Raw genomic sequence first — 22,280 nt, 5'->3', positions numbered from 1 at the left:
AGCCTAGCCCGCCAGCAGCGTCTCCACCAGTTCGGGCACCAGATCGCCGGCTTTCCCCAGACGGCTTTCATGGAAGCGGCCGCTGGTCATCGACGGGTCGAGGTTGAGTTCGAGACAGCGGGCGCCGGCGTGGCGCGCCAGATCGACGAAGCCAGCGGCCGGATAGACATTGCCCGAAGTGCCGATGCTGATGAAAAGATCGGCGCAAAGCAGCGCCCGGTCGATCTCGTCCATATGGTAGGGCATTTCCCCGAACCAGACGATGTCGGGGCGGAGCGTGTCCGGAGCGCTGCACGCCGGGCAGCGGGTTTCGCCGCTCAAGGGCGCTTCCCAGCGGAAACGGCCGTCGCAGGCGGGGCACAGCGCGGATTTCAGTTGCCCGTGCATGTGCAGCATCCGCGTCGAGCCGGCGCGCTCGTGCAGGTCGTCGACATTCTGGGTGACGAGCAGCAGCTCGCCCGGCCATTCGGCGTCCAGCCGGGCCAGCGCCTTGTGGGCGGCGTTCGGCTTCACCCGGCCGAGCGCTTCGCGGCGCAGGTCGTAGAAGCGCTGCACCAGCACCGGATCGCGGCGGAAGGCTTCGGGCGTGGCGACATCCTCCACCCGATGGCCTTCCCACAACCCGTCCGGCCCGCGGAAGGTGGGCACGCCGGATTCGGCCGAAATGCCGGCGCCCGTCAGGATGACGATCCGCTGCATCAGCGGCCGGCGAAGCCCGCGCCGGAAACGGCGGGAAGGCCGGTGAAGGGCTTGATCCCCAGCCGCTCATAGGCCTCGGTCGGGAAATAGACGGTGCCGTCCTTCACCACCATCGCCACCTGGCGGATGGCGTTGATGTCGGCGACCGGATCCCCCGGCAGCAGCACCAGATCGGCGACGAGGCCGGGCTTCACCGCGCCGAAGCGGTCGTCGCGGTTCATATATTTCGCGCTGTCGTAGGTGGCGCGCTTCAGCACCTCGGCGTTGGACATGCCGATGCCGGTGTAGAGCTCCAGCTCGCGGTGATACCAGAAATGCCCGCCCATGTCGGTGCCGGGCAGGATCAGCACGCCGGCCTCGTGCAGGCGGCGCATGAAATCGCGGGTCACGTCAAAGGCTTTGGAATAGGCCGCGTCGTCCTCGGGCGTCTCGATGGCCAGCATCGGCTGCTTCAGGTCGCGCTGGGTGCCGACCGGCATGTGGCCGGCCCAGGCTTCGGCGCCCGGCGGAAGCTGCCCCGGCCGGCCGCGCATCGCGGTTTCCATGATGATGAGGGTCGGGTCGTGCGCCGCCTTGTGCCGCACCATCAGCGCCAGCGTCTTCTGCGGCGCGGCGCTGTCGAGATCGAGGTCGGCGAATCGCTTGAGCGCGGTGATCCGCAGCAGGGTGCGGGTGTCGTCCTCGGGCTTCAGCACCCAGTTCAGCATCATCTGGTTGGAGTGGGTGATCTCGTCATAGCCCGCCTCCAGCATGGCGTCGGTCGTGGTGAAGGCGGGGATGTGCCCCGCCACCTTCAGCCCCTGCCGGTGCGCCTCGGCGATCATCGCCGGCACCCATTGCGAATCGATGCTGCTGTAGATCTTGATCTGGAAGACGCCGCGTTTCGCGGCGTCGGCAACCGCCTTCACCGCGTCCGCCTGGTTGTCGACCACCACGCCATTTTGCACATTGGTCTTGCTCTTGCCCTCGATGAAGCCCGAGCGGACGACGCGCGGCCCGGCCAGTTCGCCGGCCTCCATGCGCTCCACCAGCCTGTCGAGCACGGCGTCGTCGTTGCCCATGTCCCGCACGGTGGTGATTCCGTTCACCAGATTGAGGAGCGCGTCCGACTGGCCGAGGTGGGCGTGCATTTCGTGGAAGCCCGCCAGCAGCGTTCCGCCCTTGCCGTCGACGATCGTCTCGCCGCGCCCGCGCTTCCCCGGCGCTTCGATGGCGGCGATGCGGCTGCCCTTCACCAGCACCGACGCAGGGGCGGTCAGCGCCAGCGTCGCGGGGTCGAAGATGCGCACATTGTCGATGCGCAGGTCGCCTTTCGGCTTGTGGGCCAGCTGCTGCTGATGGCCGGCCAGCCGCTTCGTGTCCCAGTCGGCGACGAGGGCGCGCAGCCGCGCCTCCTCGCCCTCATAGCCTTCGCGGACGACGATGAAATGGGGTGTGGCATAGGCGACCAGGCGCTTGTCGCCATCCAGGAAGAGCGTCTGCCGCTCGAGGTCGATCCCGGAGAGGCTGTGCGCGGTGACGGGGAGCGCGCCGCCCGCGCCCTTCAGCTCGAATCCGCCGATCTTCTCCAGCTTCAATTGCCCGCCCGGAAGCGCGGGCAGCGCGCCGCCGGCCTTGTCCAGCGCCCGGGCGTAGAGGCCGAGCGCGAAGGGGCTGGCGCCCTGCGCCACATAGAGCGCCGGCGCCGCGACATGCGCTTCGCCCGGCCCGGTCGCGTCCACCCAGCGCGCGACGCCGTTCGTGAAGCTGAAGCTTTCCTCCACCTTGCTGCCGAAGGTGGTGTTGCCCTTCACCGTCCAGCTCGTGGGCAGGCCGTTCGCGTCCACCGTCACCGTTTCGGCGATGGTGGGCCCCCGTCCGTTGTTCTTATAGTCATAGACGATGCGCGTGGTCGCCCCCTCGCCGCTGGCGCTGAGCTTGCCGACGGTGCGGCCGCCGAAGAGGATGGCGAAATTCTCCTCGCCGGCGACGAGCGGCGCGGAAAGGGCGAGAAGGGCCACAAGGCCAGCTATATGTCTCATGTCGCAGGTTTGTGCATGGCGGCGGCCATGGGCGCAAGCGCCTGTTGGGCTTGCGTTCGGAACCCCCTTGCCGCACCTAGCGGGACAGCTTGCCGCACCTGGCGGGACAAGGAGCAAGAGATGATCAAGATCGGGGTGCTGGGGGCGGGCGGGCGCATGGGCCAGGCCATCATCGCGGAGGTGCAGGCCGCCGCCGACACCTGGCTGGCCGGCGGGGTGGAGCGCGCGCAGCATCCGCTGGTGGGCCGGGAGATCGGCGAAGGCCAGGTGGTGGGCGCCAATGCCGCGCCGCTGGCGCGCAAGGCCGATGTGCTGATCGACTTCAGCACGCCGGACGCGCTGGACGAGCATCTGCGCGCCGCGGAAGAAGCCAGGACCGCGATCCTGGTCGGCACCACCGGGCTGCTGCCGGCGCACCACGCCCGGCTGGACCGCGCGGCGCAGCAAATTCCGGTGCTGCAGGCCGCCAACACCTCGCTTGGAGTGACGCTGCTCGCCGCGCTGGTGGAGCAGGCGGCGCGGGCGCTGGACGCGAAATGGGATATCGAGATCGCCGAACTGCACCACCGCCACAAGGTGGACGCCCCGTCCGGCACGGCGCTTTACCTGGGCGAGGCGGCGGCGCGCGGCCGTGGCGCGCCGCTCGAGTCGCTGCGCCTGCCGGCGCATTGCGGCCACAGCGGCGTGCGGCGGGCCGGGGGAATCGGCTTCGCCTCGCTGCGCGGCGGCTCGGCCGCCGGCGAGCATAAGGTGATCTTCGCGACCGAGGGGGAAAGGCTGGAGTTCGCCCATGTGGCGGAAGGCCGCGAATTGTTCGCGCATGGCGCGGTGACGGCCGCCCGCTGGCTGGCCGGGCAGAAGCCGGGCCGTTACCAGATGGCCGACATGCTGGGGCTGCAGGCGCAGGCGAGCCTCGTCCGCCAGGCTGGAAACCTGACAGGCCCTTGATTCATTTCCCGTCACCCCGGGCTTTACCCGCGGTGACGAACGGGAAGGGAATATGAGGCCCCAATCTAGGCCAGGGTCCGTCGCAGCCGGCCGGCGCAATCGGCCGGGGTGGAGACATGGTTGAAGGCGGCGCCCCGCCCCTGAACAAGCATCTGTGCGGAGGTCAGGCGGGTGCCGCCTTGCGCATCCGCGATGAGACGGTTCGCGCCGACCAGCGCCACCCCCAACAGAAATCCGATCAGCACAGGTTTCAGCACGATTCCCGCTTTCCGGTTGTTCGCCATGGCAGCGGGATAAGCCCGAAGCGCGAGCGGAGGCTTGCACAAAACCGACAGAAATCGGGGCCCGCCCTTGCAAATGGGCGGCTGTTTCGGCATGGCGCGGAAATATCCTGTCAAATGAATCCGCTCGCGCGTTCGGCCATGGCCGGGCGCGGGCCAGCCAAAAGGTGCATCACCCAGCCTATGCCCAAGGAAGAATTGCTCGAAATGCGCGGGACGGTCGTCGAACTGCTTCCCAATGCCATGTTCCGGGTCCGGCTGGAAAACGACCATGAGATTCTGGGCCACACCGCAGGCAAGATGCGCAAGAACCGCATTCGCGTGCTGACCGGCGATGAAGTGCTGGTGGAACTCACCCCCTATGATCTCACCAAGGGCCGCATCACTTACCGCTTCAAGTAAATCGGCGGAGGCGGAATGCCGGAAACCCCTTTTCGCCAACATGCCCGATGGCAGGCTGGCTGGTGCCGCGCGTTGGGCTCGCCCTTCACCGCCCTCATCTGCGACCTGCTGGCCGAGCGCCTGCCCGCCGAAAGCCCGCTGGGCCGGCGGCTGGACCAGTGGCCGGGCAACCTGCAAGACGTGGTTCTGGCCTTGCGCGTGACCGGCGGCCTGCACGCCCGCGTGCGCAGCGGCAAGTCGCCGGCGCTCGCGTCGCTCTACCCTCCGGCGCCGATGCCGGACGCGGAGGCGCTCTGGGCCGCGCTGGAGCCGGAGCTCCTGTCGCAGGCGCTCTGCCCCTGGCTCGACAGCGCGCCGCAGACGAACGAGGTGGCGCGCTCCTCGGCGCTGATGCCCGGCTTCCTGACGATCGCCGCTGAAACCGGCCTGCCGCTTGCCTTGTACGAACTGGGCTGTTCCGGCGGCCTCAACCTGCTGCCCGAGCATTATTCCTATAATCTGGGCGGACTTCTCATCGGCAACCCCGACAGCCTGCTGCATCTGCAGCCGGAATGGTCCGGGCCTCCGCCCCCGGATGTGCCGCTTCACATCGCCTCGCGGGCCGGGGTCGACCTGCGCCCCCTCGATCTTTGCGATCCCGCCGAACGGGCGCGCATGCTCGCCTATGTCTGGCCGGACCAGACGGCGCGGCTGGAGCGCATGGCGCTCGCCATGACGATCCTTGCCGAAAACATCCCGGAAGTGGTGGCGGGCGACGCGGCGGACTTCGTGGAATCGCGCGTGAAGCCGAAGAAAGGGGTTGCCACCACCGTCTTCCATTCCATCGCCATGCAATATTTTCCGGAAGAGACGAAGATGCGGATTGCCCGGCACATGGAAAGCAGAGGCAGGCGCGCGACCCTCGAGTCGCCGCTCGCCTGGCTGCGTTTCGAGCAGGAAAGGCCGGGCCCGCCGACCGTGCGGCTGACGCTGTGGCCCGGCGGCGAGGATCGGCTGCTGGGGCGCGGGCATCCGCATGGCGCGATGGTGGCCTGGCTGTGAAGCCGCTCATCCTCGCCTCCGCTTCGCCGCGCCGGCGGGAATTGCTGGGGCGGATCGGGCTGGTGCCGCAGGCGGTGGACCCGGCCGACATCGACGAATCGGTGCGGCCCGGCGAACGGCCCGAGCCGCATGTCGCCCGGCTGGCGGCGGAAAAGGCCGCTGTCGTCGCCGCCCGGCATCCGGGCAAGGTGGTGCTGGCCGCCGACACGCTGGTGGCCGTGGGCTTGCGTATCCTCCCCAAGGCCGAGGACGAGGCGACCGCCCGCGCCTGCCTGAAACTGCTCTCCGCCCGCCGGCACCGGGTGCTGACGGCGGTGACGGTGGTGGATGCGGATGGAATCGCCCGCCATCGCCTTTCGCGCTCCACGGTGCGGGTGGACCGGCTGCTGCCGGCCGATGTCGAGGCCTATGTCGAAAGCGGCGAGTGGAACGGCAAGGCCGGCGGCTATGCCATACAGGGCCGGTTCGAGGCGCATGTGCTGTGGATGCAGGGCAGCTTCTCGGGAATCATGGGCCTGCCCCTGGCGGAAACCCGCGCCATGCTGAAGACGGCCGGCGTCCTTGGCTGATTTCTTCCTCTCCGAACGGCTGGGCGAAACCCGCGCGGCGGTTGTCGAGCGCTTCCATTTGGTGGAGATGCACATCGCGCGCGACGGCGACGGGCTCGCGGCCGGCGCCCGCCTGCCCGCCCGGCTGAAGGCGAAGCTCGGCCAGCGGGGCATCGCGCAGGCCGATGGCGAGGAGCTGCTGGTGGAGCCATGGCCGGCCGGCGCCACCGAAGGCGCGACCGTCACCCTGGAAGTCACCCGCGCCGCCTGGGCGGAGCATGGCCGCGAGCGTCTGGCCAAGGCCCGGCCGACCGCGCTCGCCCCTTCGCCGTCGCCCGGCCTCGCCGCCGCGCTGCAAGCGCGCGGTCTTGCGCGCAAGCCCGGCTGGCCGCCCGAAGTGGCCGACCAGTGGGACGAGGCCTTCGAGCAGGCAAAGCTCGGCCGGTTCGCGTTCGATTCGGGCGCCTTGCAGCTGATGCCCACCCCCGCCTTTCTGGCGGTGGACGTGGACGGCCCCGGCCTCTCGCTGGCGCTGCCGGCGCTTGCGGCATTGGCGCGGCTCATCCGGCTGTGGGGGCTGGGCGGCAATATCGTCGTGGACCTGCCGGCCGCCGACAAGGCGCAGCGCACGGCCGCCGCCGAAGCGTTCGACGCCGGAATGCGCAGCCTCGCCTTCGAGCGCACGGCGATCAACGGTTTCGGCATGTTGCAGATCGTCCGCCCCCGCCCCGGCCCCTCCATCCTGGAGCGCGCGCAACTGGACCGCGCGGGCACGGAGGCCATCGAGCTTCTGGAGCGCGCGCTTGCCGACCGCGGCACAGCCCCCTTGCGGCTGAAGGCGCGCGCGCCGGTGGTCCGCTGGTTGGAAAGCCGGCCGCACTTGCTGGAGGAACTCGGCCAGCGCAGCCACCGGGCGGTTGACCTCGCGGTCGATCCGCTGTCTGGAACGGGGCATGTCGAAACCAGCCAGCGCGCCTGAACCCCGCTGCCCCATCTGCCGCAAGCCGTCGGTCGAGGCGCACGCCCCCTTCTGCTCGGCGGCCTGCCGCGACCGCGATCTGCTGGCCTGGCTGGACGAGCGCTATGTCGTCCCCGGAAAAGCGCTGAACGAAGATGAAGGCTGATGGTCTGATTTGAACTGAACCGGCCACCCCGTCACCCCGGGCTTGACCCGGGGTCCAGCTTTCTTCACCCACCGCCGCCCTTCCAGAAAAGCGGGACCCCGGGTCAAGCCCGGGGTGACGAGGATTGGGTGACGACCGCCGGCCCTGAATCCAGCCAGCCTGCCGGCAGATGGCGAAGAGAGTTGACCGGCGCCCAAGCTTCAGCTTATAGCGCGCCTCCCGTGCCTAGGTAGCTCAGTTGGTAGAGCATGCGATTGAAAATCGCAGTGTCGGCGGTTCGAATCCGTCCCTGGGCACCATTTTCCACTCTTTTTCCCCTTGTTTCCAACGGTTTGAGCGAGCCGTTTGGCTAGCATCGCTCAAGTGCTCGCCAATTTCAAGCTTGTCCATGGCATGAGCGGCCAGCTTCTCCCGCTCAGCTTCAGCGGTGTAGAGCCCAAATGTCTTTGCGCTCACATGGCCCAAAATGGCCATGCCCTCAGTATCGGTCGCCTGGGCTTCGACAAGCGCGACAGCCAATTTTTTGCGGAGGCCGTGCAGGCTGCCACGTTCAAGACCAGCAGCCTTACGAGCCTTCCTGAACGCATTGGAGTAAGCTTCAGCCGTGTAGTGCGTGCCGCGCTCCGATTCGACAAAGTAGCGCTGATTCCGATCCACAAGCGCAAGGGCAGCAGCCAAATCCGGGTGAATCGGAACGCTGTGCGCTCGACCGACCTTCTGCATCTCGAAATCCAACCAGCCGTCTTCGCCGACATGATGCCAGCCGAGGTCGTGCAGATCGCTACGCCTCAGGCCGCTGTGCAGCGCAAGTTCAAGCATCAGCCGAGGTTGCGAGCCAAGCGGCCAATGGTCTCTGAACTGTCTGATGTCGCCGGGCTTCCACGTGTAGAAACCACCCTTGCGCTGCTTCACCGCGTCCGTCTCGCGCATGACACCAACGTTGAGACCTTTCTGCTTCGCGCCCCAGACCCAAACAGCGGTCAGGACTTTGCGCAATTCGGCAGCTGCGGCAGGACGATCCACCTTCTCCCCAATGATCGAATCCATGTGCAGCGCTGTAACAAGTTTCGCTCGCTTAAGGCCGTGTGCATCCGAAAATTCGGCTAAGATTCTACTATATTTGCGCCTTGTGCTGTGCCCGAGCTGCAAAAAGCGCGTTGACTGCTGATACTGCTGAAACAGTTCGGCTACCGTGCCAGAAGGCCATGAAGATGGTGCCACAAGCGGCAGCTCTTCAAGGCAGGTGCGATACTCAGCTTCAAAGGCACCCGTGCCAAATTTTGAATGAAAGTGGTACGTTTTCGAGCCCGTCCTTCGGAAGCGCAGGCGCAGTTGGCCCCGGTTATCGACATAGGCCGAAACCCACTTCGGATAGCGGCGGCTGTTCGCGCTGCGGGTCACTTTCTTAGAACCTCGTCCCATTCATTGACCATATCAGGCGCGGAAGAAGAACGAAATTGCAGGCGGATTTCGCCGCTAATCTGGATCGCAGCCCCTGTGACCTCAAGCCCAGCCTCCCGTGACACCGCAAGAGCCTTCCGGAGGTCCACAGCGCTAAAAGAAGGTCGACGCGCCCTCATTGCTCACCAGCCCGAGGAACGCTGCGCAGCGTTCTTGATCGACCGCGAGCACAAGAAAGCTACCGCCGTCGCTCGAATCGAGCTCATCGGAGCGAAACAGAATGCCACGATCGCCGCGCCTGGACGCGCGATCGGTCCCGGTGAGCGACAAAATGAAAGGCTCGCGATATCGAATCCTGAAGGTCGAAGACGTTCCCCGGTTTGAGAAAGTGGGCCCCAGATTGGTGACACCCGCTAGCGCTGAAATAGAATGATCGGCCTGCAGAACAACCTCATTTTCACCAAAGGCCAGCGCCTTAAGAGCGAGCGAATGACCGGCGTTTCGATAGACTATGGAATCGCGTGTCTCGCGATCCGTCACGGTCGTCGCAGTGCGGACGGGCACCTCTTCGCCATCCGTAAGCTTGAGCTCTTCGCCTTCAAGGATCCTTGCAACGAAGCTTGCGTTAGTCGCAGCCTCATACGTCCCACGAGCCGCTTCAAGCCAACCGCTCAACCAGGTGAAGCTGAGGCCCGTATCGCCTGTCCCGGCAGTACCAAAGCCGATACGATGATCGCCAATCCGCAAGCCGAAATTTCGAGCCCGGCTCTTTGAATTCGACCTGGACACGACCGTTGCCTCGACGCGCAGCTGCCGAGGGCACACATCGACAGAGCGAATATACTCTTCCGCCGCCTGGACAATCTTCGCTGGACCGGCCAGCAAAATCGGCCCCGGAATGTTCGGATCGCCAAGCACCCTCAGCCCGAGAGCTTCAAGCGGATCAAATCGCGCCTTTTTCACATAACGAGTTTCAACCTGCCGCAAGGTCATATCTTGCCCCACAGAACGATGAACAGCCGCGACTGGCGGACGCGAAAGGACCGCAGACGAAAGGGGCGCTACCTTGTCATCCAGCCACGCAGCCGGCGCATAATTCGATGCGGCGCAGTCAACCCGGATCGTCCCATCCGCCGCGAATTCGACCTTGCGGCCAGCTTCAGCTAGCGCCTGGCCGAACGATGCAGAGTCCTCCAGAATGAACCGGCCGCTAATCGTTGAGCCTTTGTTGCAGAGCTCGACCGTCGCATTGAACATGGAAGCATATGCATCAACGAAGGCCCCGACCGGCACCGCATGCGCGACAACCTCACGGCTAGCGGCCGGGCTTGAAAGAACAGACATCATCAACAACCCAAGTGCCATCTTGCCGAATCTCGACCGCCTTCCAGCCGCCATCGTGCCACGCCTTTCCGTTATCCAAATCGAACATGACGCCACCGACCGCAGAGCACGGCAGCGCAGATTTATTGCCAGTGATTGCAACAGGCGCGGCAGGCGCAGGTTTTGGCTTCTCAGAGCTCGAAAACGCGGCCTTTGCCTCAGGCAAATTACGAACAGCCAAACCAAACATCGAGAAGATGCCGACCAGAAAAAGCCAGTGATACCATTTAATCGCTTTATTTCGCTTGTCTGTTAGAACGACCCTGCCTGCACCTTCAAATTGAAAGGACTTATAAAGTTTGAATATCTTGGCATCATATTTGTTGAATGACTGTCCAAGATGACAGCCTTTGTTAATGCGCCATGACGAATATGTATCGACCCGGAAGCGCTTACCCAAACCGACATGCCGCATGTTGCGAACGACACTCACATACTCGGCGACAGCGCGAACACGCGGATGAATCGACATCACATCTTGAGAGACAAGAACAAGATCGGTTGCGGTTCCATCCGCTGCAACAAAATGGCGATGCGTCCGAACCCATTCAATCATTCTGCTAGTCACCGCCGCTTTGTCGGTCGGAAAGACAGTATAAGCTTCATCAATCAGAACCAATGCGCCGCGAGGTATTGTCTCCTCTCCGTCGCCTTCATCGCTCATCAGCGGATAGTTATTTTCATCTTTGAAAAATTCGTTATCTACAACAATAATTTGGTCAGGATCAATCTTGAGTTGATTTGACCAAACGAGCGGATCAATGCCACTGATATTTGTTATGATGGTTCGGCCAGCTTTCGCTGCCGGAATCGCAATCGATTCAATCGCAAGATAGGTCTTACCGGATCCAGGAGCGCCGACATAAATAGACAGGGCCATCAGCCGATGCTCCTGAACACAAGTCGATAAGCGAATCGCGCTAAATAGGCGTTCAGCACGAGGAAAATGCCGGAAACAATCTGAAATTTTTCCATTACGTACTGAATAATCGGAGGTAGGCCGCTCAGCATGGTTCCAACCGCATCGCCAAGATCGAACAAAGACAAATCAAAATGATTGTTCGCGATATAATTCAATATAAACGCAATTATAATATTGAATTGTAGAAAGATGAAAGCTTTCTGCACAATCTCTAGCAGAGCTTGGACGATTAAAAAGCGTGTGAACCACGATAAAAGTGCGGCCACTTCAGCTATCCAAAATCACATGAGATGCAGTTATAATTGCGCTAGTTGCGACCACAGGGCCAATTATTGGCGCAGCGATATCGATCATGCTGCAAACTGGAAGCTGTGCGATGCCAAATTCTCCGAGCGGGATTGCGAAATCAACACATGTGGCGTTGAGTGTGGGCGCAGTGAATGGATCAGGCCACCAATCTAACGGATTGACCTGCGGAAAATCGGGCAACGCAGGCACGGACCAGTCAGGACCGGAGCCGGTTTCACCGCCTTCGCCACCCTCACCGCCTGCGCCCGCACCGCTTGGCCACGTTGCGCCAGCCGCATTAAACGGCGCAGCAGGTGATGCGATATCGCCCGAAGGCGAAGGCCACAGCTGAGAGAGGCCCGCAGCGGCAACAGCACTTTCGACCGAAGGCGTGACATCGAGCAAAGTAACAGGCGGAATCAATGGCGCGAAAAACGGCGCCGGCAGCGGCTCACCAGCTGCGCCAGCGGCACCCGCCGCCCCCGTCACAATGTTCTGCAAGACCTGTTGTGTCCACGCTGGATTAAGCAAACCGGTAGCTTCCGCCAGCGTCTGAGCTGCGGCCGCTTCGCTCACCGGATAAAGATCAGGATCAACATGTACAGCAGGATCAAAATCATCCTGGGTCTTGCCAGCGGGCGGATTGAACAACCACCAAACTTTGTACACACTACCGGTAAATTGTTGTTTCCATCTCGTCCAATTTGGATGGCCCGATAGGCTCCAATTGCTTGAATTCACGGCAGTTTCGGTCGTCTGAACCGCGTGACGATTAGACGTCGTGGAATCACGCTGGTGACGCCAGATGAGATATGCTCCGGCCGCAGCGGCTGCCAAAAGGATCACGCCAGCCGCAACTGGAACCGAGACACCAACCATAAACGGCCTGAGGATTGCGAGGCCAGTACGGCCAGCGGTAGCGCCGACCGTGTTAGAGTTAGCAAAGCTAGCAATTCGCGCTAGCTGAGTTGAATTGAGTGCGCCGCCTGTTCGGGTGACATAGCGGCCTGCTGAATTATTCAAATGCGTCATGAAATCGGCGGGCGTGGCGCTCGGGAGTGCTTGCGCTATGGCCCCAAAAGCAGAAGCTAGAGCCACCGCTGCAACCGTCGATTTCAAGAAGCCTCTGCGAGATAGCATCTGCGTCTCCGGCGTAATCGAGCAAAAAGCGCTGCGCCTAAAATCGGCTACCGATTTCCCAGCCAATTACGAATATTAAACTGGACAAAACGCCAATTAAAAGCGCAGCGCCTATAGTCACTTAGCGCGACCCAGCATTCTCATGGCGAAGAATGCTGCAACGCTTACAGCAACGATGCCAATGAGAAGCGGAATCGCCACATCTTGAATAGACGTGATCTTACCGAAACCAGTCACAATGCCGTCCTCGACCGCATCCTTTGCGGCTGCGGCCGAAGCGAACATCAAAGAAATCGAGACGAAAGCAAGCGCAATCAACGATTTGAGTTTTGAAAAGATATTCATCAAATTGACTTTCTTAAGATCGAGAAGAGACTGCCCAGCGCCAGTCCGATCGCGAACATTACAAGAACGGCTCCAGCACCGTATGCAGCAACGGAACCCCAATCTTCAACCAGATGCGGGAATTCGCGTTCTACTACAGCAACTTGGTAGCCGGCTGGGCACGGTGGCTGGCTGAATGTGGGGTCATGCACAGCCACGCATTCGAGATTCTGGATCATGTGAATTGCCCTTTTTTTTTGCGGGCGGGGTCAAGTCCGACCCTGCCCCCGCCCGCTTGCCACAGGCCGGCAACTTGTTCAGATCGGTCGATTGAACTGCCAAAGAACCCAGCATCCAGCGAAAAGACAAAAGCTGAGGACAGATGGAATCAGAACATCCAGAAATGATGTAATCATTTTCTTAGTCCCTGCACAAATTTGCGAGCTACAACGAAGAAGAGGATTATTACAATAATCCATAAGCCCACAGCAGAATTTAAAAACTCAAGCACATCATTCAATGATTGAGTGAATATCTGCTCCATAGACATCTTATTTTACCTTGAATGAGTGTCTTTTAACAGTCTCCAAGAATCTTTCTGTCCATTCTGGTACATCGTCGTTTATGTCGATAATTGTGATTGTCTGAAAATCTGTCCAGACACTCACACGCGCCCGCGAGCCTATTTCCAACGAGTTCTGCTTTCCGAGTGCCAAATATTCTTGAAGAATACTTGAAAATCTGTCGTATGAGATAAACGGTGAAGCCAAACAATCTACAATAAATAACTGATCTGATTGTTTAACTATAATCGCTTCGCCCAAAACAATCGGCACATCAGGTGCCAGAATCACGCGGCTTTGGCCGAAGCATGAGAGATCGGCACAAGTCCGCGCTCGATGCCGAGGGCCAGCTTGCCTTGCCTATCAACATAGAACGCGTCGGCACTCAACGTGTAGCGCCCTGGCTTCAAGACCTCTCCATTGCGAAGGAAGAATTCGAAGGACTGCGGGTACTTATTTGTACCTTGGTGCAAATAGGCTATCTGGGTCGTGATGCTATAGTCTTGACCGGTCTTTTTGCTGACGCCACTTCGGGTCACCGGATCGTCAAGAATTTCAATTTCAACTTGCATTTTTTGCACTCCAGCGCGTTTTGCGCATGCTTAGTATGCACGAAAATTGACAGATTTAAATACCACAGATTACATACATTTGCATAACTTCCGATCATTGATCGATCTAGTTTGTCAGAAGTTTTTTATTTTCGAGTATTGCATCGAATTATGCGGTCATTGCTTAATTTTTGTGCATATAACTTTGGCAAGATCACGAATTATGCGCTGAGGTTTGCAAATATTGTAGAATAGCGGCAAAAAGCCGGAACCTCTGTGATCGAGAAATTCAATCATCAAGCCAATTTTTTGGCGATCGACGATAGTCAGTTGCCGTCTGTTAAAAAATCCAAGTCATTGATTTTACAAGAGTTGCCACATGGCAACTCGTCGCAAATTGGACCCAGTTGCGATGTGGCAACTGACCGCAAAACAGATGTTTCAGAATACGCGAGCGCCCCGCCAGTGCCATTTTTGGCACAAAAGTGCAGTGTTACTATTGCACTTTTTTAGGCAGCGCGGGGAGAGAGGGGCTGCCGCTAGTGCCAATATGTACAATGCGCAATCAGGCTGCCAGCAGTCGCCGAACAAGCGGCTCGATCTCAGCCTGGTCAGCCCTCTCGACCTGCAAAACGCGCCTGAAAGTAAATGCCTTGACGTTGTCCATTCCAGACTCTGGTGCAGGCAGGGCGATATCAACCCCGTAGTGCTTTTTGACCTCAGACCGCCAGCGAAAGAAGGACCTACGAGATGCGTGCGCAGCCAGATCGCGCCCCGCTAACCAAGAATCATAAAGCGCCGTGACACGGCCCGGCGCTTCAAGCTTGTTTTCCTCAATCTCCATCGGCTCATCGCCCCAAAATAATTTCGACGCCTTCGCGTCCCACAGCTTTGCGGCCGTCGCCGCGTCCCAAGCATCAACCGACCTTATACCAAGCTTGTCGAGCTCACGACCGTGAACCTCTATTTCTACCCGAATTTGCCGATCTACCCAAGCCTTCAGAAGTTCGGACCTAACGAGCGGCGCGGCCTGCGACAGCTTGCCTTTGCGTTTGACGACAAACTCAGGCCCCTTCGCATAAATCTTTATTTTCCACGCACTCCGGTTGCCCCGGTGCATACCCCAAGAGACGGTGCAGCCGTCCTCCGCCAGCGCTCCCTTGCCCCTATGGCTAAGACTGGCGCGAGAGGCCGCAGCCTTAATATAGAGCTTCACGTCTTCCAGATTCCGAAGCGTGAACATTTCGTTCACGTCGATGCGCTGAATTTTCGCCTCACTGATAGCAACATCACTCACACGAACATCTGCCAACGGACCAAGCTGCAAGCGCTGGATCGTTGCTTTCAACAACGCGAAAAGGTCACTGGACCCAAACAGGTTGTGGCCGTGCAGAAACTTCGTCGGCGAGCCATAGAGCTCCAGCTCATAACCGTCGATGCAGCGCAACATCATCGATCCTGACCAACTGCCTTCGCATTTCATGTGCTTCAGAAGCTCAAATTCGCGCTGCTCTTGGCCATCCTCCCACTTCGTGCTGACCATCCGACCGCCGAAAAGCGGACGGCCGACATTCACCTGAATGACGACCCGAATCGTGTCGATCATCATCCTAAGCGCTCGCCAAATGCAAATGCACCCCTGTGAACAAAACAGCCGATTTTAGCCCTTTGATTTGGCTAACCGTCTGTGTTTGCGTCTTTATTCGTCCCCGTCCCTGGGCACCACTTTCCCCCCTCCCCAAGCCACTGGCCATCAGGCTGGGTTGAGAAACCATAGAAGCAATTGAGCTATTTTCCGTCATCCCGGGCTTGACCCGGGATCCCGCTTCTTGCCCATGGAAAAGCTGGAGCCCTGCTCAACCCCGGGCTGACGAAGGGGAATATAGACGTTTGTCCCCATACCTAGGAATCGGGCAGGCGAGCGGCGTCACCCCCCTGACGGGTCCAGGGCGGAGCCCTGGCCGCCGGAAGCGAACCTCTCCGCCCACCCCCCGAACGCCGCTTTCGCCCGCGCCGCCAGCGCCGCCTTCCGGTCCCGCCCCTTGGCGACGCCTTCCAGCGCGGGGAACAGCCCGAAGTTCACGTTCATCGGCTGGAAGCTGTCGGCCATGGCGCCGCCGGTGATGTGGGACAGAAGGGCGCCCATCGCCGTTTCCGCCGGCGGGGTCGCCGGGCGCCGGCCATGCACCCGCTCGGAGAGGAAGAGCCCCGCCATCAGCCCGACCGCCGCCGATTCCACATAGCCTTCGCAGCCGGTGATCTGCCCGGCGAAGTGGATGCGCAGGTCCGCGCCCAGCCGCAGCGTCGGGTCGAGCAGCACGGGCGAGCGGATGAAGCTGTTGCGGTGCAGCCCGCCCAGCCGCGCGAACTCCGCCTGCTGCAGGCCGGGGACGGTGCGGAAAATGCGGACCTGCTCGCCATGTTTCAGCTTCGTCTGGAAGCCGACGATGTTGAGGAGAGTGCCGGCGGCATTGTCCTGCCGCAGCTGCACCACGGCAAAGGGACGGCGGCCGGTGCGCGGGTCGCGCAGGCCCACCGGCTTCATCGGCCCGAAGCGCAGCGTCTGCGGCCCGCGCTCGGCCATCACCTCGATCGGCATGCAGCCGTCGAAATAGGGGGTGTCCTTTTCCCACTCGCGGAACTCGGCCTTTTCGCCGCTGTTCAGCGCTTCGACGAAGGCGAAATACTGATCCCGGTCCAGCGGGCAGTTGATATAATCGCCTTCGCCGGGCGCATGTTCGCCGCCGTCGCCGGCCTTGTCGTAGCGCGACTGCCGCCAGGCGACCGTCATGTCGACGGATTCCGCGTGCACGATGGGGGCGATGGCGTCGAAGAAGGCGAGGTGGCTTTCGCCCGTCAGCCCCTGGATGAAGCGCGCCAGCGGCTCGGAGGTGAGGGGGCCGGTGGCGATCAGCACATGCTTCCACGCCGGGTCGGGCGCCTGCACCTCGCCGCGCTCGACGGTGACGAGCGGATGCGCTTCCAGCGCGGCGGTGACGCCCGCCGAGAAGAGGTCGCGGTCCACCGCCAGCGCCGATCCGGCCGGCACCCGCGCCGCGTCCGCCGCGCGCATCACCAGCGAATCGAGCGCGCGCATTTCATGGTGCAGCAGCCCGACGGCATTGTGATCGCTGTCGTCGGAACGGAAGCTGTTGGAGCAGACCAGCTCCGCCAGCCCGTCCGTCCGGTGCGCGGGAGTCATCTTGCCGCCGCGCATTTCGTGCAGCACGACGGGAATGCGGCGGCGGGCCAGTTGCCAGGCGGCTTCGGAGCCGGCGAGGCCGCCGCCGATGATGTGCACGGTTTCAGGCATCCCCGCCTCTTGCCCGCAACCGCTTGCCCGGCGCAAGCGCGGCAGCCCTGTGAGTGGGAAAGCGCGTGGGCAGGAAAGAAGGTAAACGCCGGAGCAATAGTGATTAACGCCGGCTTCCCCCGATTGAGGCCCGGCAGCCGATGCGGCAAGGCGTCCGTGCGACCAGATCGAATAGCAACAGACAGGGATCATCGATGCACAAGTTTCTGCTTGCCGTCGCGGCGCTCGCCGTGGCCGGTTCCGCCCATGCGGCCGTTTCCATCACCTCGGCGGCCTATGACGCCGCGCTTGCGCCGGGCGAGAAGCTCGTCGTGACCTTCGACGCGCCTGCCGCCGACGGCTTCAGCATCACCGGCGGCCATGTCCGCACCGGTTCCGCCAGCAACGCCGCCGCGCCCTATGGCGACACCACGGCCTATATGTATGTGCTCGGCGGCCAGTCCGCGACGCTGACCACGCCGCTCCTCAAAAGCTTCTCCATCTATATCGGCTCGGTCGACAGCTACAACCACATCACCTTCAAAGGTGCGAACGGCTATTCGGAAACCATTTCCGGCTCGCAGCTGGTGGCACTCGCCAATGGCAACCAGAGCTCGGCCGGCACCAACCGCCGCTTCTACTTCGACTTCGGCGCCGACCGTGTGAACGAAGTGATCTTCTCCTCGACCAGCAACAGCTTCGAGTTCGACAACATCGCCGCCGGCGCCGTGCCCGAGCCCGCCACCTGGGCGATGCTGATCCTGGGCTTCGGCATGGTGGGTGCCGCCATGCGCCGCCGCGCGTCCACCCTCGCCAGCGTCACGGCCTGAGGCGTCCGGGGCGGGAAGCGCGCCCCGCCATAGCATTGCGACCCGACTGGCCGGCGGAGCGATCCGCCGGCCATCTTTTCGGCCATGAATCGGTTCGGATTGGCGGCGACCGCTTTCCCCAAACTCCCGTCACCCCGGGTCAAGCTCGGGGCGACGAAGTGGCCGATGGCCCGCCAGGATATTCCGCCCGCCCTTCCCCGCCGGGAATTTCCGGCTATGGGTAGGCCCGTGGACCTCTACCTGCCCATTGCCGAAATGTCCGTGAACGCGCTGGTGATCGTGGCGCTGGGCGGGCTCGTGGGCTTCCTCTCGGGCATGTTCGGGGTGGGCGGCGGCTTCCTGACGACTCCGCTGCTGATCTTCTACGGCATTCCCCCGGCGATCGCCGTCGCCTCCTCCGCCACGCAGGTGACCGGCTCCTCCGTCTCCGGCGCGCTCAGCTATTTCCGGCGCGGACAGGTGGACCTGAAGATGGGGGCGGTGCTGGTGGCCGGCGGCTTCATCGGCTCGGTCGCGGGCTCCTTCCTGTTCCACTGGTTGAAGTCGCTGGGGCAGGTCGATGTGACGATCGGCCTCGTCTATGTGCTGTTCCTAGGCGGCGTCGGCTCGCTGATGCTGAAGGAGGCGCTGGGGACGATCCGGCAGATGCGGTCGGGCGAGGCGCCCCGGCGCAAGGCGCGGCGGCACCATCCGCTGGTGGCGGCGCTGCCGATGAAGATGCGTTTCCCCCGTTCCGGCGTCTATATCTCGCCGCTGGCGCCGCTTCTGGTCGGCGCGGGCGTCGGCGTGCTGACCGTCATCATGGGGGTGGGCGGCGGCTTCATCATGGTGCCGGCGATGCTCTACCTGCTGGGCATGGCGGCCGGCGTGGTGGTGGGCACCAGCCTGTTCCAGATCGTCTTCGTGACGGCGGTGGCGACCCTGCTGCACGCCAGCCAGTCGCAGACGGTGGACATCTTGCTGGCGATCCTGCTGCTGGTGGGCGGCGTGGTCGGCGCGCAGTTCGGGGCGCGCGCGGCGCAGAACCTGCCGCCCGAACGCCTGCGGCTGTTCCTGGCGCTGCTGGTGCTGGCGGTGGCGGTGCGGCTGGCGATCGGCCTCGCCTGGACTCCGAAGGAGCTCTTCTCCATCCAGACGGCGCTGTCATGAAGGCGCTGCTGCTGCTGATCGCGCTGCTGCTGGCGCCGGCGGCGCTTGCCCAGCCGAGGCTGGTGACCGACCTGTCGCAGAGCCGCATCGACATTTCCTACCGCTTCGCCGGCGCCGAGCTGCTGATCTTCGGCGCCATCCAGTATCCGGGCGGCCGGGCCCCGGCCGATCCGCCGGGAATCGCGGTGGTGCTGCGCGGCCCAGCCGAGCCGGCAACGGTGCGCAAGAAGGCGCGGGTCGCCGGCATCTGGATCAACACCCAGTCGATGCGCTTCGAATCGACGCCCGGCTATTACGCCGTCGCCACCACCCGCCCGATCGGCGACCTGCTGGACGAGCGCAACGCCGCCATCTACGAGATCGGCCTCGGCAACCTGCAACTGTCGCCGGCGACCGCCGCCGACCCGCAGTTCACCAGCCATTTCGAGCAGGGCCTCGTCTCGCTGCGCCAGCGCGAGGGGCTGTTCGTGGAGCAGCCCTATGGCGTGCAGGTGACCGACAAGGTGCTCTACCGCGCCCGGCTGCCGATCCCGTCCGCCGTGCCGGTCGGCAATTATCAGGCGGAAATCTACCTGATCGGCAATGGCGAGGTGCGGGCGCGCTCCACCACCCCGGTCATCATCGACAAGAGCGGCTTCGAGCGCGGCATCTACGTCTTCGCGCATGAGCACAGCTTCCTTTATGGCCTGGCGGCCGTCGCCATCGCGCTCGGCATGGGGGTGCTGGCCGGCGTACTGCTGCGCCGCCGATCGGCCTGACGCCATTGCGCCGGCGCGCGCGGGCACCTAGCTTCCCGCCCATGGACTCTCCTTCCCCGCTGCCGCCTTTGAAGCATCTTGCCGACTATCGCCCGCCCGCCTGGCTGGTGCCCGAAACCCGCCTGACCTTCCGGCTGGCGCCGGACCGGGCGCTGGTGCTGGCGCGGCTGAAGGTGGAGCGCAACGGCCGCCACGCCGAGCCGCTGCGGCTGGACGGGGAAGAGCTTGAGCTGCTGGAGCTGCGCGTGAACGGCGAGGCGCGGCCGCTGCCCAACGACAGCGCCAACGGCCTGACGCTGCAACTGGAGGGCGACGAAGCGGAGATCGAGACGCTGGTGGCGATCCGCCCGTCGGCCAACAGCCGGCTGATGGGGCTCTATGCCTCGGGCGGCAATCTCTGCACCCAGTGCGAGGCGGAAGGCTTCCGCCGGATAACCTATTTCCCCGACCGGCCGGACGTGCTCAGCCGCTACCATGTGCGGCTGGAGGCGGATGCGGCGAAATATCCGGTGCTGCTCTCCAACGGCAATCCGGGCGCCTCCGGCCCGCTGCCCGGCGGCCGGCATTTCGCCGAGTGGGACGATCCGCATCCCAAGCCCAGTTATCTGTTCGCCGCCGTCGCCGGCGACCTCGCGGCGCTCGGCGACAGCTTCACCACCCGCTCCGGCCGCGAGGTGGCGCTGGCGATATGGGTCGCCCGAAGCGACGTGCCGCGCTGCTGCCACGCCATGGAAAGCCTGAAGGCCAGCATGGCGTGGGACGAGGAACATTATGGCCGGGAATATGATCTCGACCGGTTCAACATCGTCGCCGTCCACGATTTCAACTTCGGGGCGATGGAGAACAAGGGCCTCAACATCTTCAACGCCAAATATGTGCTGGCCGACGCCGAGACCGCGACCGACTGGGATTTCGATTCCATCTCGGCGATCGTCGCGCACGAATATTTCCACAACTGGTCGGGCAACCGCGTCACCTGCCGGGACTGGTTCCAGCTCAGCCTGAAGGAAGGCTTCACCGTCTTCCGCGACCAGCAATTCTCCGCCAGCCGCAATTCGCCGGCCGTGAAACGGATCGAGGGGGTGCGGCTGCTGCGCTCCAACCAGTTCCCGGAGGACGACGGGCCGCTGGCGCATCCCGTGCGCCCGGAAAGCTATATGGAGATTTCCAACTTCTACACCGCCACCGTCTACGACAAGGGCGCGGAACTGATCCGCATGATGGCGACGCTGATGGGGCCGGCCCGCTTCCGCCGCGCCTGCGACCGCTATTTCGAGGCGAACGACGGCAAGGCGGCAACGGTCGAGGATTTCCTGGAGGCGATGGAGGCGGAGGGCCTCGATTCCGCCCGCTTCCGCCGCTGGTATCAGCAGCCGGGCACGCCGCGCGTCTCTGTGGAGGCGCTTCACCACCCGGCGAACGGGCAAGTGGAGCTGATCTTCTCCCAGACCAACCCCAAGGCGCCGTCGGCCGCGCCGCTGCCGATCCCGATCCACTTCGCGCTGTTCGCCCACGACGGGCGCAAGCTGGTGGAGCGCGACGATTTCGTGTTGACGGAATCCGAAGCCCGGCTGCTGCTCGACGGCGTGGCAGAGCAGCCGGTGCTGTCGCTGAACCGGGGGTTCGCCGCCCCCATCGTCGCCGGCCCGCCGCCTTCCAGCGAGGGGCTGAAACTGCTGGCCGCGCATGAGGACGACCCCTTCGCCCGCTATGAGGCGGTGCAGCAGCTGATGCTGTCGGCGCTGACGCAGACCATCGCCACGGGGCGGCGGGAAGGGGAAGGCGATGTGGTGGACGCCTTTTCCACCCTGCTCGACGACTGGCAGGCGGACCCGGCCTTCGTCGCCGAGACGCTGCTGCTTCCAGCCGAGGGGCTGATCGGCGACCAGCTGGCGCAGGTGGACCCGGAGGCGATCCACGCCGCGCGCGAGGCGCTGCGCGGCCGCATAGCGGCGGAACTGGGATCGCGGCTGTGGGGCATCTGGCGGCAATGCCAGGCGGACGCGGGGGATCTCGCGCCGCGCGCCAAGGGGCTGCGCCGGCTGAAGGGCGTGCTCATCGGCCTGTTGCAGGCCGGCGACGGGCGGGAAGCCGCGGCGGCGGCCTTCGGGCAGTTCGCGCACGCCGACAATATGACCGACCGCATGTCGGCGCTGACCGCGCTCAGCCATGTGGAGGCGCCCGAGCGCGACGAGGCGCTGGCGCGGTTCCACGCCCGTTTCGGCCATCTGCCCGAAGTGCTGGACAAATGGTTCCTGGTGCAGGCCGGCTCCACCCGCGCCGACACGGTGGAGGCGGTGGAGCGGCTGCTGGCGCACCCGCAGTTCGATCCGCGCAACCCAAACCGCCTGCGGGCGCTGGTGCTGGGCTTCGCCGGCAACCAGCCGCGCTTCCACGCCGAGGACGGGCGCGGCTATGCGCTGCTCGCGCGGCAGGTGCTGGAGGCGGACCGGATCAACCCGCAGTCGGCCGCCCGCCTCGTGCAGCCGCTGACGCGCTGGCGCCGCTTCGCCGCGCCCTGGGGGCCGCTGATGCGCGCCGAGCTGCAACGCATCGCCGCCACGGCGGGGCTTTCCCGCGACCTGACCGAAGTCGTCACCACCGGCCTCAACTGA

22 protein-coding genes, 1 tRNA gene and 1 pseudogene are annotated in these 22,280 nt (G+C 63.3%); 12 read left to right on the top strand and 12 right to left on the bottom strand.

The window, feature by feature from the left end; all coding sequences use genetic code 11:
* Positions 1-3: 3 nt before the first annotated feature.
* The gene (locus tag L6Q21_RS13160) at positions 4-699 is read right to left on the bottom strand and encodes an NAD-dependent deacylase (protein ID WP_237831225.1); all 696 of its coding nucleotides are present in this window, start codon (positions 697-699) and stop codon (positions 4-6) included.
* Positions 699-2,720, bottom strand: coding sequence for an amidohydrolase family protein (locus L6Q21_RS13155; protein ID WP_237831224.1), 2,022 nt, complete (start codon positions 2,718-2,720; stop codon positions 699-701). The genes L6Q21_RS13160 and L6Q21_RS13155 overlap by 1 nt, the downstream gene beginning before the upstream one ends.
* A gap of 120 nt (positions 2,721-2,840) precedes the next feature.
* Between L6Q21_RS13155 and dapB the strand changes: the two genes are divergently transcribed.
* From dapB to L6Q21_RS13120, 7 genes are all read left to right on the top strand, one after another.
* Positions 2,841-3,668 (top strand): 4-hydroxy-tetrahydrodipicolinate reductase, encoded by an 828-nt coding sequence (gene dapB / locus L6Q21_RS13150; protein WP_237831223.1) that lies wholly within the window; start codon positions 2,841-2,843, stop codon positions 3,666-3,668.
* Positions 3,669-4,132: 464 nt separating this feature from the next.
* Complete coding sequence (infA, locus tag L6Q21_RS13145; protein WP_194744413.1) at positions 4,133-4,351, top strand: translation initiation factor IF-1; 219 nt, start codon at positions 4,133-4,135, stop codon at positions 4,349-4,351.
* A 15-nt stretch (positions 4,352-4,366) separates the two neighbouring features.
* Positions 4,367-5,392 carry a DUF2332 domain-containing protein gene (locus L6Q21_RS13140; RefSeq protein WP_237831222.1) on the top strand — a complete coding sequence of 342 codons (1,026 nt, stop codon included), beginning with the start codon at positions 4,367-4,369 and terminating at the stop codon, positions 5,390-5,392.
* Positions 5,389-5,961 carry a Maf family protein gene (locus L6Q21_RS13135; RefSeq protein WP_237831221.1) on the top strand — a complete coding sequence of 191 codons (573 nt, stop codon included), beginning with the start codon at positions 5,389-5,391 and terminating at the stop codon, positions 5,959-5,961. The genes L6Q21_RS13140 and L6Q21_RS13135 overlap by 4 nt, the downstream gene beginning before the upstream one ends.
* Complete coding sequence (locus tag L6Q21_RS13130) at positions 5,954-6,919, top strand: ribonuclease (RefSeq protein WP_237831220.1); 966 nt, start codon at positions 5,954-5,956, stop codon at positions 6,917-6,919. Before L6Q21_RS13135 ends, L6Q21_RS13130 begins: the two co-directional genes overlap by 8 nt.
* The gene (locus L6Q21_RS13125; RefSeq protein ID WP_237831219.1) at positions 6,894-7,064 is read left to right on the top strand and encodes a DNA gyrase inhibitor YacG; all 171 of its coding nucleotides are present in this window, start codon (positions 6,894-6,896) and stop codon (positions 7,062-7,064) included. Before L6Q21_RS13130 ends, L6Q21_RS13125 begins: the two co-directional genes overlap by 26 nt.
* Before the next feature lie 223 nt (positions 7,065-7,287).
* Positions 7,288-7,363 (top strand) — tRNA-Phe (locus L6Q21_RS13120).
* Between the two features lie 175 nt (positions 7,364-7,538).
* Here L6Q21_RS13120 and L6Q21_RS18250 read toward each other — a convergent pair.
* From L6Q21_RS18250 to L6Q21_RS13080, 8 genes and pseudogenes are all read right to left on the bottom strand, one after another.
* Positions 7,539-7,883: pseudogene (locus tag L6Q21_RS18250) on the bottom strand (tyrosine-type recombinase/integrase); the annotation flags it as partial.
* A 735-nt stretch (positions 7,884-8,618) separates the two neighbouring features.
* Entirely contained in the window at positions 8,619-9,812 is a 1,194-nt protein-coding gene (locus L6Q21_RS13110) for a hypothetical protein (protein ID WP_237831217.1), read from the bottom strand.
* Positions 9,781-10,728 (bottom strand): zonular occludens toxin domain-containing protein, encoded by a 948-nt coding sequence (locus L6Q21_RS13105; RefSeq protein ID WP_237831216.1) that lies wholly within the window; start codon positions 10,726-10,728, stop codon positions 9,781-9,783. Before L6Q21_RS13105 ends, L6Q21_RS13110 begins: the two co-directional genes overlap by 32 nt.
* On the bottom strand, positions 10,728-10,925 hold the full coding sequence (locus L6Q21_RS13100; protein WP_237831215.1) for a hypothetical protein: 198 nt from the start codon (positions 10,923-10,925) through the stop codon (positions 10,728-10,730). The genes L6Q21_RS13105 and L6Q21_RS13100 overlap by 1 nt, the downstream gene beginning before the upstream one ends.
* Before the next feature lie 112 nt (positions 10,926-11,037).
* On the bottom strand, positions 11,038-12,177 hold the full coding sequence (locus tag L6Q21_RS13095; RefSeq protein ID WP_237831214.1) for a hypothetical protein: 1,140 nt from the start codon (positions 12,175-12,177) through the stop codon (positions 11,038-11,040).
* 138 nt (positions 12,178-12,315) lie between these two features.
* Positions 12,316-12,543 (bottom strand): hypothetical protein, encoded by a 228-nt coding sequence (locus L6Q21_RS13090; protein ID WP_237831213.1) that lies wholly within the window; start codon positions 12,541-12,543, stop codon positions 12,316-12,318.
* Positions 12,543-12,761: a hypothetical protein gene (locus tag L6Q21_RS13085; protein ID WP_237831212.1), complete on the bottom strand. Its 219-nt coding sequence runs from the start codon at positions 12,759-12,761 to the stop codon at positions 12,543-12,545. Before L6Q21_RS13085 ends, L6Q21_RS13090 begins: the two co-directional genes overlap by 1 nt.
* 611 nt (positions 12,762-13,372) lie before the next feature.
* Positions 13,373-13,657 (bottom strand): G5P family DNA-binding protein, encoded by a 285-nt coding sequence (locus L6Q21_RS13080; protein WP_237831211.1) that lies wholly within the window; start codon positions 13,655-13,657, stop codon positions 13,373-13,375.
* A gap of 255 nt (positions 13,658-13,912) precedes the next feature.
* Between L6Q21_RS13080 and L6Q21_RS13075 the strand changes: the two genes are divergently transcribed.
* Positions 13,913-14,149, top strand: a complete 237-nt coding sequence (locus L6Q21_RS13075) for a hypothetical protein (RefSeq protein ID WP_237831210.1) — start codon at positions 13,913-13,915, stop codon at positions 14,147-14,149.
* 52 nt (positions 14,150-14,201) lie between these two features.
* Here the strand turns inward: L6Q21_RS13075 and L6Q21_RS13070 are convergent, their stop codons facing one another.
* Together L6Q21_RS13070 and trmFO are read right to left on the bottom strand one after the other, a co-directional pair.
* Positions 14,202-15,245, bottom strand: a complete 1,044-nt coding sequence (locus L6Q21_RS13070; RefSeq protein WP_237831209.1) for a phage/plasmid replication protein, II/X family — start codon at positions 15,243-15,245, stop codon at positions 14,202-14,204.
* Between the two features lie 318 nt (positions 15,246-15,563).
* Complete coding sequence (trmFO, locus tag L6Q21_RS13065; RefSeq protein WP_237831208.1) at positions 15,564-16,949, bottom strand: methylenetetrahydrofolate--tRNA-(uracil(54)-C(5))-methyltransferase (FADH(2)-oxidizing) TrmFO; 1,386 nt, start codon at positions 16,947-16,949, stop codon at positions 15,564-15,566.
* A gap of 194 nt (positions 16,950-17,143) precedes the next feature.
* Between trmFO and L6Q21_RS13060 the strand changes: the two genes are divergently transcribed.
* The 4 genes from L6Q21_RS13060 (at position 17,144) to pepN (ending at position 22,280) form a co-directional block, all read left to right on the top strand.
* Positions 17,144-17,758 (top strand): PEPxxWA-CTERM sorting domain-containing protein, encoded by a 615-nt coding sequence (locus L6Q21_RS13060; protein ID WP_237831207.1) that lies wholly within the window; start codon positions 17,144-17,146, stop codon positions 17,756-17,758.
* A 228-nt stretch (positions 17,759-17,986) separates the two neighbouring features.
* The gene (locus L6Q21_RS13055; RefSeq protein ID WP_237831304.1) at positions 17,987-18,907 is read left to right on the top strand and encodes a sulfite exporter TauE/SafE family protein; all 921 of its coding nucleotides are present in this window, start codon (positions 17,987-17,989) and stop codon (positions 18,905-18,907) included.
* Entirely contained in the window at positions 18,904-19,665 is a 762-nt protein-coding gene (locus tag L6Q21_RS13050; RefSeq protein WP_237831206.1) for a TIGR02186 family protein, read from the top strand. Before L6Q21_RS13055 ends, L6Q21_RS13050 begins: the two co-directional genes overlap by 4 nt.
* 41 nt (positions 19,666-19,706) lie before the next feature.
* Positions 19,707-22,280: an aminopeptidase N gene (gene pepN / locus L6Q21_RS13045; RefSeq protein ID WP_237831205.1), complete on the top strand. Its 2,574-nt coding sequence runs from the start codon at positions 19,707-19,709 to the stop codon at positions 22,278-22,280.

Source organism: Sandaracinobacteroides sayramensis (genome assembly GCF_022014495.1).
Taxonomy (GTDB): Bacteria; Pseudomonadota; Alphaproteobacteria; order Sphingomonadales; family Sphingomonadaceae; genus Sandaracinobacteroides; species Sandaracinobacteroides sayramense.
This window is presented reverse-complemented; position numbering and strand designations above follow the sequence as displayed.